The 14031-nt window shown below is 70.2% G+C and carries 16 protein-coding genes and 1 riboswitch; of the genes, 6 read left to right on the forward strand and 10 right to left on the reverse strand.

Going from position 1 to position 14031, the window contains the following annotated elements; genetic code table 11:
* Positions 1-4: 4 nt before the first annotated feature.
* From ACN263_RS27655 to ACN263_RS27665, 3 genes are all read right to left on the reverse strand, one after another.
* Complete coding sequence (locus ACN263_RS27655) at positions 5-1024, reverse strand: GNAT family N-acetyltransferase (protein WP_422737165.1); 1020 nt, start codon at positions 1022-1024, stop codon at positions 5-7.
* A 236-nt stretch (positions 1025-1260) separates the two neighbouring features.
* Positions 1261-2547, reverse strand: a complete 1287-nt coding sequence (thrC, locus tag ACN263_RS27660) for a threonine synthase (protein WP_422737166.1) — start codon at positions 2545-2547, stop codon at positions 1261-1263.
* 10 nt (positions 2548-2557) lie between these two features.
* Positions 2558-2693, reverse strand: a riboswitch (SAM riboswitch).
* A gap of 67 nt (positions 2694-2760) precedes the next feature.
* The gene (locus ACN263_RS27665) at positions 2761-3729 is read right to left on the reverse strand and encodes a DMT family transporter (RefSeq protein WP_422737167.1); all 969 of its coding nucleotides are present in this window, start codon (positions 3727-3729) and stop codon (positions 2761-2763) included.
* A 91-nt stretch (positions 3730-3820) separates the two neighbouring features.
* Between ACN263_RS27665 and ACN263_RS27670 the strand changes: the two genes are divergently transcribed.
* Positions 3821-4126, forward strand: a complete 306-nt coding sequence (locus ACN263_RS27670) for an ArsR/SmtB family transcription factor (protein ID WP_422737168.1) — start codon at positions 3821-3823, stop codon at positions 4124-4126.
* A gap of 211 nt (positions 4127-4337) precedes the next feature.
* Here the strand turns inward: ACN263_RS27670 and ACN263_RS27675 are convergent, their stop codons facing one another.
* Entirely contained in the window at positions 4338-4787 is a 450-nt protein-coding gene (locus ACN263_RS27675; protein WP_422737169.1) for a DoxX family protein, read from the reverse strand.
* Positions 4788-5213: 426 nt separating this feature from the next.
* On the opposite strand from ACN263_RS27675, the gene ACN263_RS27680 reads away from it, so the two are divergent.
* Positions 5214-5477: a hypothetical protein gene (locus tag ACN263_RS27680; protein ID WP_422737170.1), complete on the forward strand. Its 264-nt coding sequence runs from the start codon at positions 5214-5216 to the stop codon at positions 5475-5477.
* 63 nt (positions 5478-5540) lie between these two features.
* On the opposite strand, the gene ACN263_RS27685 is transcribed toward ACN263_RS27680, so the two are convergent.
* The 4 genes from ACN263_RS27685 to ACN263_RS27700 all read right to left on the reverse strand — a co-directional run bounded on the left by ACN263_RS27685 (position 5541) and on the right by ACN263_RS27700 (position 7157).
* Positions 5541-5963, reverse strand: a complete 423-nt coding sequence (locus ACN263_RS27685) for a hypothetical protein (protein ID WP_422737171.1) — start codon at positions 5961-5963, stop codon at positions 5541-5543.
* A complete protein-coding gene (locus ACN263_RS27690) occupies positions 5950-6573 on the reverse strand; it encodes a hypothetical protein (protein ID WP_422737172.1) in 624 nt (207 codons plus the stop codon). Before ACN263_RS27690 ends, ACN263_RS27685 begins: the two co-directional genes overlap by 14 nt.
* A 14-nt stretch (positions 6574-6587) precedes the next feature.
* Positions 6588-6848, reverse strand: a complete 261-nt coding sequence (locus ACN263_RS27695) for a hypothetical protein (protein WP_422737173.1) — start codon at positions 6846-6848, stop codon at positions 6588-6590.
* 78 nt (positions 6849-6926) lie between these two features.
* Positions 6927-7157 (reverse strand): winged helix-turn-helix domain-containing protein, encoded by a 231-nt coding sequence (locus ACN263_RS27700; RefSeq protein WP_357128894.1) that lies wholly within the window; start codon positions 7155-7157, stop codon positions 6927-6929.
* Between the two features lie 226 nt (positions 7158-7383).
* Here ACN263_RS27700 and ACN263_RS27705 point away from each other — a divergent pair, with 226 nt between their 5' ends.
* The 4 genes from ACN263_RS27705 to ACN263_RS27720 all read left to right on the forward strand — a co-directional run bounded on the left by ACN263_RS27705 (position 7384) and on the right by ACN263_RS27720 (position 10152).
* Positions 7384-7887 (forward strand): hypothetical protein, encoded by a 504-nt coding sequence (locus ACN263_RS27705; protein WP_422737174.1) that lies wholly within the window; start codon positions 7384-7386, stop codon positions 7885-7887.
* Positions 7888-7909: 22 nt separating this feature from the next.
* A complete protein-coding gene (locus tag ACN263_RS27710) occupies positions 7910-8170 on the forward strand; it encodes a hypothetical protein (RefSeq protein WP_422737175.1) in 261 nt (86 codons plus the stop codon).
* Between the two features lie 121 nt (positions 8171-8291).
* The gene (locus ACN263_RS27715; protein WP_422737176.1) at positions 8292-9335 is read left to right on the forward strand and encodes a virulence RhuM family protein; all 1044 of its coding nucleotides are present in this window, start codon (positions 8292-8294) and stop codon (positions 9333-9335) included.
* A gap of 217 nt (positions 9336-9552) precedes the next feature.
* Positions 9553-10152 carry a DUF4232 domain-containing protein gene (locus tag ACN263_RS27720; protein ID WP_422737177.1) on the forward strand — a complete coding sequence of 200 codons (600 nt, stop codon included), beginning with the start codon at positions 9553-9555 and terminating at the stop codon, positions 10150-10152.
* Here ACN263_RS27720 and ACN263_RS27725 read toward each other — a convergent pair.
* Both ACN263_RS27725 and ACN263_RS27730 read right to left on the reverse strand, forming a co-directional pair.
* Positions 10142-11008 carry an ABC transporter permease gene (locus ACN263_RS27725; RefSeq protein WP_422737178.1) on the reverse strand — a complete coding sequence of 289 codons (867 nt, stop codon included), beginning with the start codon at positions 11006-11008 and terminating at the stop codon, positions 10142-10144. The genes ACN263_RS27720 and ACN263_RS27725 overlap by 11 nt on opposite strands.
* Positions 11008-13872 (reverse strand): alpha/beta fold hydrolase, encoded by a 2865-nt coding sequence (locus tag ACN263_RS27730; RefSeq protein ID WP_422737179.1) that lies wholly within the window; start codon positions 13870-13872, stop codon positions 11008-11010. The genes ACN263_RS27725 and ACN263_RS27730 overlap by 1 nt, the downstream gene beginning before the upstream one ends.
* Positions 13873-14031: the final 159 nt, after the last annotated feature.

Raw genomic sequence — 14031 nt, forward strand, 5'->3', positions numbered from 1 at the left:
CCCGTCAGAGGGTGAGCTGCCAGTTGTCCCAGGCGTCCACCGGACGGAACCCGAGCTGCTCGTTGATCGCCACCATGTGGCTGTTGCTGGCGGCGTTCCAGGTGTCGATGACGCGTACGGCGGGCTCGTGGGTGAGCAGGTGGTGCAGGTTCTCCGCCTTGGCGATCAGACCCAGCCGGTGCCCACGGTGATCCGGGTCGACGATGGTGATCTGCTGGTAGGCGTGCCAGTCGGCGGAGGCACCGACATCCAGCAGAGTCCAGGCGACGACCCGGCCGGTCTCCTCGTGCAGCATTCCGAGGTGGTACCGCCGCCGCCCCCGGGCGTCCAGCGCGCGCTCCATGCCCCGGAGGCGCTCGGCGTCCACCTGCTCCGGCTCCCACTGCACGTCACCCATCGGCGCGTCCATCAGCAGGCGGCCCTCCAGGTAGGCGATGTCCGCCACGTACTCCGCCGGGGTGCCGCCCTGCCAGGAGACGGAACGGTAGCCCTCGGCGCGGGGCTCAGCCTCGGCCAGTGCCGCCCGCAGCGCGAGCCGGTCGATGCGCTCGATCTCCAGTCGGCGACGCACCTCGACCAGCGCGGAGTGCGCGCCCATCGCGGTGGCGAACGCGGCGCCCGCCGCCGGCCGGGCCGGCCCGTCGGGTAGCGCGGCGACGGCCATGGCGACCACCCGCTTGCGGCCGTGCTGACGCAGCAGGCGTACCCCGTACTCGTGCAGGGCCCGACCGACACCCCGGCGGCGCAGGTCCGGGCGGACCGTCAGCTCGGCGGTGGCGTTGTCGGGGTTGTCGAGCTGCGGCAGGTCGAGCTGAAGGTAGCCGGCGGGCACCCCGTCCAGCCGGGCCAACGCCCAGAGGGATCGGGTGCCGGGCATCGGGGTGTGGAAGAGGGCGTCGAAGCGTTGCCGGCAGGACGGCGGGAAGTCGGGCAGGTCGGCCTCGATGGCCGCCGCGGCGATCCGGTACGCCTCGTCGACCGCGGCCCGGTCGGTGCCGTCGAACGGCGCGATCGTGATGCTCATGCCGGTGAGCCTGGCACCCGCAAAAGCGACAGGGCCAGCGATTATTCGCTGGCCCTGTCGAACGTGGTCGGGAGGGACACTCGCACAACGCCTCCGGCGTTGGGTCGCAAGAACTTCAAAAGTCTTCGGCGAAATGCCCTCCCGCACGGAGCATCTTGCGCCGTCCGGTTCCTGCCGTCAAGTCCTGAGCGGCGGGTTTTCCACACTCACAGCGAAAATCCAGTCACCCGGTGGATTCAGCCGAGCAGACCGGCGTCCCGGGCCGCCCGCAGGGACGGCTTGATCTGGTGGGTCGGGCCGACCTGGGCGGCCACCGCGTCGATCGTCTTCAGACCTTCGCCGGTGTTGAAGATGACCGTCTCCGCCGTCGGGTCGAGCCGACCGGACGCGACCAGCTTGCGCAGCACCGCCGCCGTGACGCCGCCCGCCGTCTCGGCGAACACCCCGGTGGTACGAGCCAGGTCGCGGATGCCGGCGCGGATCTCGTCGTCGTCGGCGTACTCCATCCAGCCGCCGGTGCGGCGCACCGCCTCGAGGGCGTAGAGGCCGGCGGCCGGGTCGCCGATGTTGAGCGACTTGGCGATGCCGGTGGGCTTGACCGGGGTGATCGTGTCGGTGTCGGCGTGCAGCGCGGCGGCGATCGGGTTGCAGCCGGCCGACTGCGCCCCGAAGACCTTCCAGCCGCCCGCCGGGGCCTCGACCAGGCCGATCTCGACCAGCTCGGAGAACGCCTTGTCAATCTTGGTGAGCAGTTCGCCACTGGCCATCGGGATGACCACCTGGGCGGGGATCCGCCAGCCCAACTGCTCGGCCACCTCGTACCCGAGGGTCTTGGAACCCTCGGCGTAGTACGGCCGGACGTTCACGTTGACGAACGCCGTGTCCTCGAACTCGTCGGTCTCCACCAGCTCGCCGCAGAGCCGGTTGACGTCGTCGTACGAGCCGTCGATGGCGACCAGTTCGCCGCCGTACACGGCGGTGGTGATGACCTTGCCCTGCTCCAGGTCGCAGGGGATGAAGACGATCGAGGGCACCCCGGCGCGCGCGGCGTGCGCGGCCACCGAGTTGGCCAGGTTGCCGGTGGAGGCGCAGGCGAACCGGCTGAACCCGAGCGCCTTCGCGGCGGTCAGCGCCACCGAGACGACCCGGTCCTTGAAGGAGTGGGTCGGGTTGGCGCTGTCGTCCTTGACCCAGAGCGGCGCGGTGATGCCCAGTTCGGCGGCGAGGTGCGGGGCTGCCACCAACGGGGTCAGACCCGGGTCGAGGGTGACCCGACTGGCCGGGTCCTGCCCGGCGGGCAGCAGCGCGGCGTACCGCCAGATGTTGTCCGGGCCGGCCTCGATCTGCTCCCGGGTGACCGTGGCGAGGGCCGCGGTGTCGTAGTCGACCTCCAGCGGGCCGAAACACTCGTAACAGGCGTGCTGGGCGGCGAGCGGGTAGCGGGCCGAACAGGCCCGGCAGACTAGGGCACGGGCGGGGCTGGCGGAGGTGTCGATGCCGGAGGCGGCGAGCGTCGACGTCATGTCGAGAGTCCTCTCATCTTTCCCCGCATCGCACGGTGCGGCGGGGACGGAATTGGCACCTGCCCCGCCTGTCGCTCAGCGGTGAGCGCGCGGGGTGGTTGCCGGGGCGTCGTCGGGCCGTATCCCTCAGCCCCTCTGGATGAGGTATGCAGTTGTACCGCCGAGTCTAGGCAACGTTGCCCGGCGCCTCCACCGGGCATCCCAGCCAGTGGGTCAGCGGGCGGCCACCGCCACCGGGTCGACCACCGCGACGGGATCGGTGACCGCGGTCGGCCGGGTCGGCGACGACGGCCGGGGGCGGGTGCGCGCGGCGAGGTTCGCGGCGACCAGGGCGGCGATGGTGATCGCGGCGCCGATCAGTTCGATCCGCTCCGGCCGGTAGCCACGGGCGATCTGCACGATGAACGTGGTCACCGGGACGAGGTTCATGAACAGGGCGGCGTTGGCCGCGCCCAGCCGCTGCACACCGGTGTTCCAGGCCAGCACCGCGACGACGGCGGCGACGAGCACGGCGTACGCCAGTTGCGGGGTGACCGCTACGAGGTCGGCGGCGGACGGCGCGTGCTGCCACCCGACGGCGTCGGCGCCGATGCTCGCGGCCAGCATGGCGGCCGTGCCGGCGAGCGCCGTCAGGGTGGTGAAGCGCAGCGGCGACCAGCCGCCGAACCGGGTCGCTCCATGGGTGTAGACGGCCCAGCCGAGCACCGCACCGATCATCATGAGGCCGCCGAGACCGAACTGGCCGAGCCCGGCCAGGCTCCCGCGGGTGATCACCAGGCCGACGCCGAGGAGCGCCACCAGGGAGAGCGCCAACAAGAGCGGCTTCGGCCGTACGCCGTCCCGGGCCCACCGGACGAGCTGGGTGATGATCGGGGTGGTTGCCACGAACAGGGAGATCTGCTGCGGGGCGGCGTGTTCGAGCGCCAGGTTGGTGAGCAGGTTGAAGCCGGCGAAGCCGACCACACCGAGCACCACCACCTCGACTCCGCGACCGCCGAGGCGCAGCGCGGCCGAGCCCTCCCGGATCAGCAGGATGCCGACCAGGATGACCGTGGCGAACAGGTAGCGGGCGGTGGTCAGGTTGAGCGGGTCGACCCTCGTCAGCGCGGTGGCCAGGATGGGGAACATCGCACCCCAGGCGAGCGCGGCGAGCAGCGGGTAGGCGGCGGCGCGGGATCGCATCGTCAGCTCCAATGTTCGAGTATCGTCGAACCAACGACACCGACCCTAGGAGCTTGTTCGACTATTGTCGAACAAGGGTTACACTGCTCACATGGAGCCGCACGAACCCGACCTGAGCGCCGTACCGGTCACCGCAGTGCTGGCCGCACTCGCCGACGACGTGCGGTTGCAGATCGTCCGGGCGCTCGCCGAGGGCGGCGAGGCGGCGTGCGGCAGCTTCGACTTCGGCGTTTCGAAGGCGACCCGCAGCCACCACCTGAAGGTGCTGCGCGAGGCCGGCCTGACCCGCACCCGGGCCGCCGGCACGAGCCGCCTGGTGCGACTCCGCCGCGACGAGGTGGACGCGCGCTACCCGGGCCTGCTGGACGCGGTCCTCGCCCCCCGCCCGCCGGCCTGATCTGCTTGATGCGGGCTGGCGTTGGTCACGCTGCCGGAGCCTGCCGCGGAGGCGCCCGAGCGCGCCCGTCATCTGCACGTCCTTTGGAGCTGAATCGTTTACGACATCACCGGAACGGGTGGCCCTCCCCGGAACGGGCGGCCCTCCCCGACCGACACGCGTCGCCGGAGCCGACACGCCGAGGCTCCGGCGACGCGCGTCACGGGTGCGGTCAGGCGTTCACCGGGCTGGGCTCGGCCATCGACGGCGACGGCGCGTCGGCACGACGCTTGAAGAGCAACGAGTCGAGCGCCCACGGGCCCGAGCCGAGCGTCGCGACCAGCAGGAACGACCAGCAGAAGAGGGCTGCCAGCTCACCGCCGTTGCGCAGCGGCAGCAGGTCGTCCGGCTGGTGCACGACGAAGTAGGCGTACGCCATCGAGCCGGACGCGAGCAGCGCGGCGGGCCGGGTGAAGAGCCCGACCAGCACCAGCGCGCCGCAGATGAGCTGGATCAGGGCGGCCCACCAGCCCGGCCAGGTGCCGAGCGGTACCGCCTTTCCGGTCATCGGGTTGCCGCCGAACAACCCGAAGACCGAGGAGAGGCCGTGCAGCGTGAACAGCAGGCCGATCACGATGCGGAACAGGGACAGGGTCGGCCCGCCGAGCCGAGAGACGTTCATGGAGACCTCCATGGAAGGGGATGGATCTCCTTCATGATGGGGCCTCAAGACATAGATGGAAATAAATTCCTTGCTAGTGGGAAAATCCCCGTCGGGAGAACCCTGGGCGCACTGCAGGAACTGCGACTTTGCCCTGATTTGACGCACCCCTGGCAGTAGCTCTCACGCATTGGGAGCGCTCCCGAGCCCTCAACGTACCGGTTGGCGTGGTGCCCGTACACCCTGTCGATCTGCCCCGAATGCGGGGCAAGCGACCGCCAGGGGTGCCGCGACTCGGTCGCCACGACGGCTCGGGCTGCTGCTGGATGGCGTCACTCTTCGCTCAACGCTTCGGGAGCCGGGACTGCAACAGCGCGCAGATGTCGGATAGTGTCCGCTCCGACACGTAATGCGACATCGCTTCGCATCGAAGTTCGGGAGGCATGCATGGCGAGCATCGAGGAAGTCAAGGCGGCGCTTGCACAGGCTGCGGAGCAAGCCAATGCCACCCAGCAACAGATTCGCGCGGCCGTCGAGGCAACCGAGCAGACTTTGGCAAGACTCCGGGCTGTGGCCGCCGGCACGGGACACCCAGCGCTGGCCGAAGCAATCGCCGGTGCCGAGCAGAGCAAGCAACGCCTCGTGGAGGCGATGACCCTGCTTCAGGGCAGCTCGCAGGCCGCCCGAAACTACATGGGCGTTCTCGGCTGAACGATCGTTGCAATGCTGCGGCCGTTACCTGTGCCGATCGTGCGCGGCATGCCGCTGGCTATGTCACTCCCGCGAGGCGAACTGGGCTGCCTCCGCGAGCAGCGCTTCCAACTCGATGTCAGTCAGCGTCTCGTCGGTGAATATCTTTTGAACCGTCGCTGCTTGGATCCGTCCGACCATCTCGGGGCTGACCGCGTAGTCAAGCGAGGGGTCGATGGTTGCCAGGATCAACGACTCGACGTCATCGGCTCGGATCTCGGGGCCGCCCTCGTACTGAGCTCGAAGGTCTGCGACAAACTTGATCACTCCAACCCGGTCTGCGGTCTCGCCAAATCGTCGGTCGACCGCCACGAAGAACAGAGCCGCGAGGAAGCGGGGGAAGCCGTCCCAGCCCTCGGCATCGAGCCGGGCACCGATGGACTCGTTGGCAGCGTAGTCACTCCGGATCATCGTCCGGACGTACTCGATCAGGTCAGGCTTGATCATCGCTGTCCCGTCTCCTCGCTCGTCGAGTGTGGCCATAGTTCCACACTGCTTTGGCGATGACTGCCACTGCACCGGCCGCCATCACCAGCGCTGTCACGGGGTTGTCGACCTGGGGAGACGCTTGAGCCGGCGCCGGCGAGGCAGTGCCAGCGCTCGATCCGCCGCTGGCGTCCTGCCTAAGAAACTTGTAGAACTGCTTGGCACCGCTCTCGGCTTTCTTCAGAGCGTCTTCGGTGTCGTCCGCCTTCTGGACCTGGCGTCGCCACAGGATGTCGGCTCTCCTGCCGCGGGCTTCGGCCTCGGTCACCAGACGCTCGCCGGAGGGCGTGGAGGCGTCGACGGACGGGTCGACTGGTGCGGCGCCGGGAGCGATAACGTTCACGTAGGCGGTGATGTGCCGGGCGGCGTCGGCCAGCAGCCGCGCGTAGCGACCTGCCTTGTCTCTGGCGACTTCGGCATCTGCGGCAGCAGCCGCCAGCCGTTGATTGGTGCCACCCCGGAGAGCCTCGGTCAGGTGTGCGAGCGCTTGTTCGGCGTCTGCCCGCGCACGCGACGCTGTTACCGCAGCGCTGTCGAGGCTTGCTCGTATCGCCACGAGCTGCGCGACCACCTCGCCTACGCTGGTCATCCGAGTTGCGAGCGGTAGCCGCCGACCTTCTCGGCACAGGTATCGAAGCGGCGGCGAGTCGGTGCAACCTCGGCATGGGCGGAACGAAGCGCACTGTGGGTCCGCGCCACCTCGGCATGCTGACTACCTCGGAGGACTCGGGCCGCTTCATTGGTCGCTGATTCGGCCTCTGCAATCGCCAGATCGAGGGTTCGGCGGCCTTGGCGGGCGGATTCGATGGCAGCACCAAGGGTCGCCTTCAGCTCGGCGATGCTCATCGGGCAACCCGTCCTCCGTCGACGTACACGTGGCGACGGTATCGAGTATCGACTTGTATCGCACTCCCGAACTGAAGGCTATTCAGCCACGAAGACGCCCAGCCCTTGGTGGCCGTACAACTCACCGGTTTCGATAAGGATCGTGATGGCTTGCCGAACAGTCGACTGGCTGCCGACGTTGTACAGGTCTGCCAACTCCTTGGTCGAGGGCAGTTTGTGCCCAGGCGGCCACTCGCCGTCGGCGATACGCCTCCTGATGTCGGCGATGATCCGCCGGTAGTGCGGCTCGAACTTCCGTGGTGTGGGCATGCAAGGTACTCCCAGCTAGGCATGCCCATCTGATCACGACGACGCGAGTCACCTCAAGCGCATCGTTGACTTTACCGGCATTACCGGTAAAGCTGGGATCAGGAACTTCCAGCTAGGCACTGGGCGGTTCCCCCCGTCGGGGCGGCGCGCAGGTCAGCTCAGATGCCCCCATCTGGGCTGGCTGTCGCGCTGCCCCGGCACCCACAGATCCGAGAGGAGGCCCACCGTGACCGTGACCGAGGCGAGCGCCGCCTGGGAGGTCGAGCAGGTGGCCGGCGAGCTGCGCGAGACGTACCTCGCGGTGGCCGCCGCGACCGTCTTGTTGGAGCGGACCAGCGCCGGCTGCGCCCATCCGGCGATCCGGCACGCGCGGCGTCGCGGAGACGACGCGCTCGACCTGGCCGGTGACGCCGAACGGCAGCTCAGCGACGGTGTGAGCCGGCTGCGCACCGCGTCCGGCCAGCCCAGCATCGGCGACCTGATCGAGGTGCTGGATGCCGCGCGCGACCAGTTCGGTGCCGCCGCCGCACAGGTTGGTCAGCTTCCGGCGCGGATCAGCGCAGCTCGGCAGCAGCTCGCCGACGCCGGCCAGCCCGACCTGGCCGCCGAGACAGCGAGTGGGCAGTGGGCCCGGGCTGCCGAACAGCTCGACCTGATGACCGAGAGCCTGACGGCGGCCGCCGAGGCGCTGACGTCGTACACCGAAGGGTTGTCCGGCGTGAGTGCGTGAAGCCCGAGCCGAAGGGAGAACCATGACGGAGTACGAGGTACCACCCCGCTGGATCGTGCACCTACCCACCACCCTGACCAGCATCGCCGGCGCTCGGGCGCTGGCCGAGGCTCTGCGTGACTCACTCGGCCACGTCACCGCGATCGACTTCGGCGAGACGACGCTGAGCGAGGAGGACCGTCAGTTCGTGCGTACCCGGGTCTGGTGCGACCACCGACTACCCGACGGCGCCCGCTGCGACCTGCCCGCCTACCACCCCGACGGTTCTTGTGGGCCGGGATGACGACCGACCACCCACGCTGCTCATTTGACGGACAGGGGGTGCGCGATTCGCAACTGCTCCGTCACGCGGCGGTCGTTTAACGTGAACCGTTGGCGCGACATCCAACAGCACAGGAGCCACGGTGACCGATCCTGCCGGAGAACTGGTCCTCTACCGCACCGACGACGGCGGTTCCGTTGTCCAACTGAGGGCGGCCAAGGGAACGGTCTGGCTGACGCAGGCCCAGATGGCCGAGCTGTACGGCACCTCGGTCCCCAACATCGTGCAGATCATGCGACGGGTGCTTGCCGAAGGGGAGGTGACCGAAGCAACTATTAACTCAGAGTTAGTAGTTCGGACCGAGGGCACGCGGCAGGTGCGGCGCGAGGTCAAGGTCTACAACCTCGACATGATCCTGGCCGTCGGCTACCGGGTGACCACACCCCGCGCGGTGCAGTTCCGCCAATGGGCCACGACAGTGCTGTCGGAGTACCTGGTCAAGGGCTTCGCCATGCAGGACGAACGACTCAAGGACGCCGCCGCTGCGGACTACTTCGACGAGCTGTTGGAACGCATCCGGGACATCCGGGCGTCCGAGAAGCGCTTCTACCAGAAGGTCCGCGACATCTTCGCCGCCACCAGCGCCGACTACTCCGGGACCAGCGACACCGCCAAGACGTTCTTCGCCACCATCCAAAATAAGTTGATCTATGCGGTCACGGGTCATACCGCCGGCGAACTGATGGTGAAGCGGGCTGACCCGAGTTCACCCACTATGGGCTTGACCACCTGGCGCGGCCAGCAGGTACGCAAGGCGGACACCGCTATCTCCAAGAACTACCTGACCGCTGACGAGATCACTGAGTTGAATCGACTGACCACGATGTTCCTCGACTTCGCCGAGGACCGGGCACGCCGCCGACAGCAGATCCTGATGGCGGAATGGGTTCAGCGTGCCGACGCGTTCCTGACCTTCAATGAACGGCAGGTGTTGACCGGTGCCGGCGGAATCTCCGCCACTGCGGCCGAAGCGCGGGTCGGGCAGGTGTACACCGAATTCGATCACCGACGTCGCGAGAAGCAGGCAGAGGAGGCGCGTCAACGGGAGGAGCAGGACCTTGCCGACCTGCTGGAGTTCGAGCGTCGCCGCCGGCTTGGTGGAAGGCCACCAGAGGGTGCCGACTGACCCGGCGGTGCCCGCTGCGCCCTGCCCACCGACCATCCTGGCGGGTTGTGCGACTTACGGCCGGACACGTAGCCGATGCGGACGCTGGCCGGAGGCAGTGCTGCCCCAGATTTGGGGCAGCTCGACAGCGTTTGAGCAGGGGACGGCAGGTCCGCCCCAGAGCGAACGACGACCGCCCGGGCAGCGGCGGATTAGAACCGTCGGCGAGGATCGAGGAATGATCTTTCGCAACGCCATCGGGCGACGGGTCGGCGCGGCGGCCGCTCTGCTGGTCACGCTCAGCGCCTGCGTCCCACGCGATCACGCGGGGCAGGGCGGCGACCCGACCGGCCCGCCGCCGAAATCTTCGAGCCCCGCCCCGTCGGCGAGCGCCGAGCCCGTGCCCACGTGCCCGGCGTCCGGCATCCGGATCCGCTCGACCGGCGGGGACGCGGCGATGGGGCTGCGCGCTCTCGGCCTGGAGCTGGTCAACTGCGGCGACCACCCGTACCGGCTCGACGGGTACCCGACGGTGTGGGTCCTCGACGAGCGGCGCAAGCCGATCATCCTCGCCGTGGTGAACGGGGCGAAGGGCATCACCTCGGGCTTCGACCAGCCGCCGCAGCCGATCACGCTGCACAAGGGCGAACGGGCCGTCGCCACCGTCCTCTGGCGCAACCTGGTCACCGACTCGACGGTGGTGGCCACCGACGGGGCGTACCTGTCGGTGGCGCCCGCCGCCGGTCAGCCGGCCGAGGACGTCGACCCGCACGGCCCGGTCGACGTGGGCAACACCGGGCGGATCGGCGTCAGCCCCTGGCGGATACCTACGACGTGATGTCCTTGCGGGTGAACCGCCAGAAGGCCAACCCCCAGAACAGCGTCGCGTAGCTGATCGCCGAGATGCAGCCGCGTACCACGTCGTCGGTCTGCACCGGCGTAGACAGCAGCCCCAGCCAGGCGGTGCTGAAGTGGGTGGGCAGGAAGTTCCGCAGCACGCCCAGGGCGGTGATCTGGTCCAGGATGCTGGACAGGATCCACAGCAGGACCGCGCCGCCGACCGCGCCCAGCGCGGCGTCCGTCGTCACCGACAGCAGGAACGCCAGGCCGGCCACCACCAGGAGTACGACCGCCAGATAGCCGAGCACCGCCAACAACCGGAGCAGTCCCTCGCCGGGCTCCAGCTCGGCCGCCACCGTGCTGCGCAGCGGCGACCAGCCGTAGCGCAGGGTGCCCGCGAGCAGGGCGGTACCCGCCAGCAACACCAGGGCCAGACCCGAGTACGCGAGCGCGACCACCAGCTTGACCGTCAACAGCCGTGCCCGGGGCACCGGGATCGCCAGCAGGTACCGCAGGCTCCCCCAGCTGGCCTCGCTGGCCACCGTGTCGCCGCAGAACAGTGCCACGACCACCACCAGCAGGAACGACGCCGAAACGAAGATCGAGAAGAGTGTGAAGTTCAGCCCGCCGGAGGTGGCCAGGTCGACCAGGCTGGCGAACTCGTTGTTGCCGTTGTCGTCGTCACCACCGGAGTTGAACTGGAAGGCGATCAGGATGATCAGCGGCAGCAGCACCATGAACCCGAGCGCGAGCTGGGTCCGCCGCCGGGACGCCTGCCGGCGGAACTCCGCCGCGAAGGGCAGGGTGGCTGACGGCCGGTAGCCCCGGGCCTCGCCCGCGTCGACAACTGCCATCACCGGTCACCGCTTCCCCGAGAGTTCTCGCCCACCAGGGCGAGGAACGCGTCCTCCAGGCGTCGCCGGGGCACCACCCGGTCCACCCCGATACCGGCCCGCACCAGCTCGGCCACCACCTCGCTGCGCGCCGTGCCGTTGGTGTCCACCACCAACTGCCCGTCGCTCTCCGGCAGCACCCGTACGCCGTCCAGCCGATCCAGCACCGCCCGCGCCGCCGCCGGGTCGGTGACGTCGAACAGCACGCTCGGCGACTCGCCCACGATCTCCTGGACCGGCCCGGAGGCGACGATCCGGCCCTTGTTGACCACCACCGCGTGCGTGCAGGTCTGCTCCACCTCGGCCAGCAGGTGGCTGGAGACCAGCACCGCCCGGCCGTCGGTGGCGTACCGCTGCAACACCCGGCGCATCTCGGCGATCTGCGGCGGGTCGAGCCCGTCGGTCGGCTCGTCCAGCACCAGCAGCTCGGGCAGGCCCAGCATGGCCTGGGCGATGGCGAGCCGCTGGCGCATACCGTGGCTGTAGTTCTTGATCTTCCGGTGCACCGAGTCGCCCAGCCCGGCGATCTCCAACGCCTCGTCGAAGTGCGCGTCCTCGGCCGGTCGCCCGGTGGCCCGCCAGTACGCCCGCAGGTTCGCCAGGCCGGAGAGGTGCGGCAGGAACCCCGGCCCCTCCACCAGCGCGCCGATCCGGGACAGCACCGGCGAGCCGGGCACCAGCCGACGACCGAACACGTAGATCTCGCCGGCGGTCGGCTGGGTCAGTCCCATCAGCACCCGCAGGGTGGTGGTCTTACCCGCGCCGTTGGGCCCCAGCAGGCCCACCACCTGGCCCGGGTGCACCTCGAAGTCCACGTTCGACACGGCCACGAAGCCGTCCGCGTACTCCTTGCGCAGCGCGCGCACGGCAAGCGGCGTGTCCGCGTACTCCGGATGCACCGAGCGGTCCTGGCGGCGATGCCGGCGGCGGACCACGGCGACGACCACGACGAGCCCGATCACGATGGCGGCGAGCAGGCCGGCGAGCACCCAGCGCCAGACGGTGGCCGCGGTGGGGATCGGCTCGCCGTCGACCGTGGGCAGGCTGACCGCGCCGTCGGCGGCCACCGTGTAGACGGTGGGCGCGGCGGGCGTGGTGTACGCCTGGTCGGAGCTGGCCACCACCAGGCGCAGCCGGTGCCCCGCCTCGATCCGGCGGACGATCCCGGGCAGCGTCACGGTGACCGGGCGGGCGTCCTGCACCCGCTGCGGCAGGCCGGTGAGGCGGATCGGGGCGACCAGGCCGTTCGGCAGGGTGGCCGCCCCGTCCTTGTCCACGTCGTAGAGCTTGACGAAGAGCACCGCCTCCCCGGTGGGCGAGGCGGCCCGCACGGTCACCGTGGGCGCGCCGGCCACGTCCACCGCCTCGGTCAGCGGCGTCGACTCGAAGCGCGCGTGCTGGCCGGGCACGTCGCCGGCCACCCCGTCGAGCAGCGAGGCGAGGCCACCGGCGAACGGGATCGACGAGATGGCGGCCGGGTTGCCGTTCGGCGGGTTCGCGATCGGCTGCGCCGGACCGGCGACCGCCACCTCGCGGCGGGCGTTGCCGGCCAGGCCCGGATAGTCGGCGCGGCGGAAGCCGGTGGCGACCAGACCCCGGTCCAGCGCGTCGAAGCCGGCGATCCGGGACCAGGTGAAGTCGTCGCCGGGTGCGTCGCCCTCGCCCTTGACGTAGTGGTCGAGCCACTGGACGGTCAGGAACTTCACCCGGTCCGAGTCGGAGCGGGGACCCGCTCCCCCGTCGTGTCCGCCGGTGAACCAGGCGACCCGCACCGGGGTGCCGGTGGCGGCGATGCCCCTGGCGTTCGCGTCCGCCTCACCGAGCGGGAAGAGGGTGTCCGCCTCGCCCTGCACCAGCAGGGTCGGTGCCTTGATCCTGTCCAGCACGCCGGCCGGGCTGGACCGACGGAGCAGGTCGACGGCGGCCTGGTCGGCCCGGCCCGTGGTGGCGATCCGCAGGTAGGCGGCGCAGACGTCGGCCGCGAACCGCCCGCAGGACGGGTCGGCGGCACCGGCCGGAAGGCCACCGGGCGCGGTACCCGGGCCCGCTCCCGGTCCCGGGCTCGGCGGGCCGGCGGACGCCGGGGCGCCCTCGGGCTGCGCGGCGGTCGTACCGGACAGCCCGGCCGGGCCGCTGCCCACGTTCCCGCCCCCGCCGAAGAAGAGACCGGCCCAGCCCTTCTTGAACACACCCTCGGTCGGCGCGCCGCCGGTGCTCTCCGGCAGGAACGCCCGGGACAGGTCGTTCCAGGTGATCATCGGGACGATCGCGTCCACCCGGCGGTCCTGGGCGGCCAGCAACAGCGCCAGACCACCGCCGTACGAGCCGCCGACCACGCCGACCTTCGGGTCGCCGGGGGCGTCGGTCCGTACCTCGGGGCGGGCGGCCAGCCAGTCCAGCAGCCGCTGCGCGTCGCGCACCTCGTAGTCCGGGTTGTCCAGGTGGATCTCGCCGCCGCTGCGGCCGAAGCCCCGCGCGGTCCAGGTGAGCACCGCGTACCCGCGTCCGGCGAACTCCTCGGCGTCCGAGCGCACCGACTCCTTGGTGCCGCCGAACCCGTGCGCCAGCAGGACCGCGGGGACCTTGCGGCCGGACGACGCGCCGGGCGGGAGGTACAGGGTGGTGTCCAGGTCCACGGGCGCGTCGCCGGACGGTCCGGAGCGGACGGTGAGCATCGCGCTCTCGGTTCGTACGTCCGATCCCTGTGGCCACACCGCCCAACCGACGACGACCGCCACCAGCACGACGACCACCGAGGCGGCGATCACACGGCGGCGGGTGGGCAGGGCACGCCGGACCCACGCGGCCGGCGACGGTGATCTCATGCGGCACACGCTACGGCGCGCAGCCTGAGCGTTGGCTGAGATCCGCCGTACGTCCGTCCGGTTGCCCCGATCGGTGATCCGGCCCGATGCGACCGAGCATCCTGTGTGGCGGGCCAGTGAGTTGAGTTCGGATCCCGTGAATTCCGATCTTTCGCGGAT

Source organism: Micromonospora sp. WMMD729 (assembly GCF_049315225.1).
Lineage (GTDB): Bacteria > Actinomycetota > Actinomycetes > Mycobacteriales > Micromonosporaceae > Micromonospora.

Coding starts and splice junctions, on each gene's coding strand:
- ACN263_RS27675 (WP_422737169.1), bottom strand. CDS start 4,787: ATGAACGTCTCTCGGCTCGGCGGGCCGACCCTGTCCCTGTTCCGCATC.
- ACN263_RS27680 (WP_422737170.1), top strand. CDS start 5,214: ATGGCGAGCATCGAGGAAGTCAAGGCGGCGCTTGCACAGGCTGCGGAG.
- ACN263_RS27670 (WP_422737168.1), top strand. CDS start 3,821: ATGGAGCCGCACGAACCCGACCTGAGCGCCGTACCGGTCACCGCAGTG.
- ACN263_RS27700 (WP_357128894.1), bottom strand. CDS start 7,157: ATGCCCACACCACGGAAGTTCGAGCCGCACTACCGGCGGATCATCGCC.
- ACN263_RS27730 (WP_422737179.1), bottom strand. CDS start 13,872: ATGAGATCACCGTCGCCGGCCGCGTGGGTCCGGCGTGCCCTGCCCACC.
- ACN263_RS27685 (WP_422737171.1), bottom strand. CDS start 5,963: ATGATCAAGCCTGACCTGATCGAGTACGTCCGGACGATGATCCGGAGT.
- ACN263_RS27720 (WP_422737177.1), top strand. CDS start 9,553: ATGATCTTTCGCAACGCCATCGGGCGACGGGTCGGCGCGGCGGCCGCT.
- ACN263_RS27695 (WP_422737173.1), bottom strand. CDS start 6,848: ATGAGCATCGCCGAGCTGAAGGCGACCCTTGGTGCTGCCATCGAATCC.
- ACN263_RS27665 (WP_422737167.1), bottom strand. CDS start 3,729: ATGCGATCCCGCGCCGCCGCCTACCCGCTGCTCGCCGCGCTCGCCTGG.
- ACN263_RS27655 (WP_422737165.1), bottom strand. CDS start 1,024: ATGAGCATCACGATCGCGCCGTTCGACGGCACCGACCGGGCCGCGGTC.
- ACN263_RS27710 (WP_422737175.1), top strand. CDS start 7,910: ATGACGGAGTACGAGGTACCACCCCGCTGGATCGTGCACCTACCCACC.
- thrC (WP_422737166.1), bottom strand. CDS start 2,547: ATGACGTCGACGCTCGCCGCCTCCGGCATCGACACCTCCGCCAGCCCC.
- ACN263_RS27725 (WP_422737178.1), bottom strand. CDS start 11,008: ATGGCAGTTGTCGACGCGGGCGAGGCCCGGGGCTACCGGCCGTCAGCC.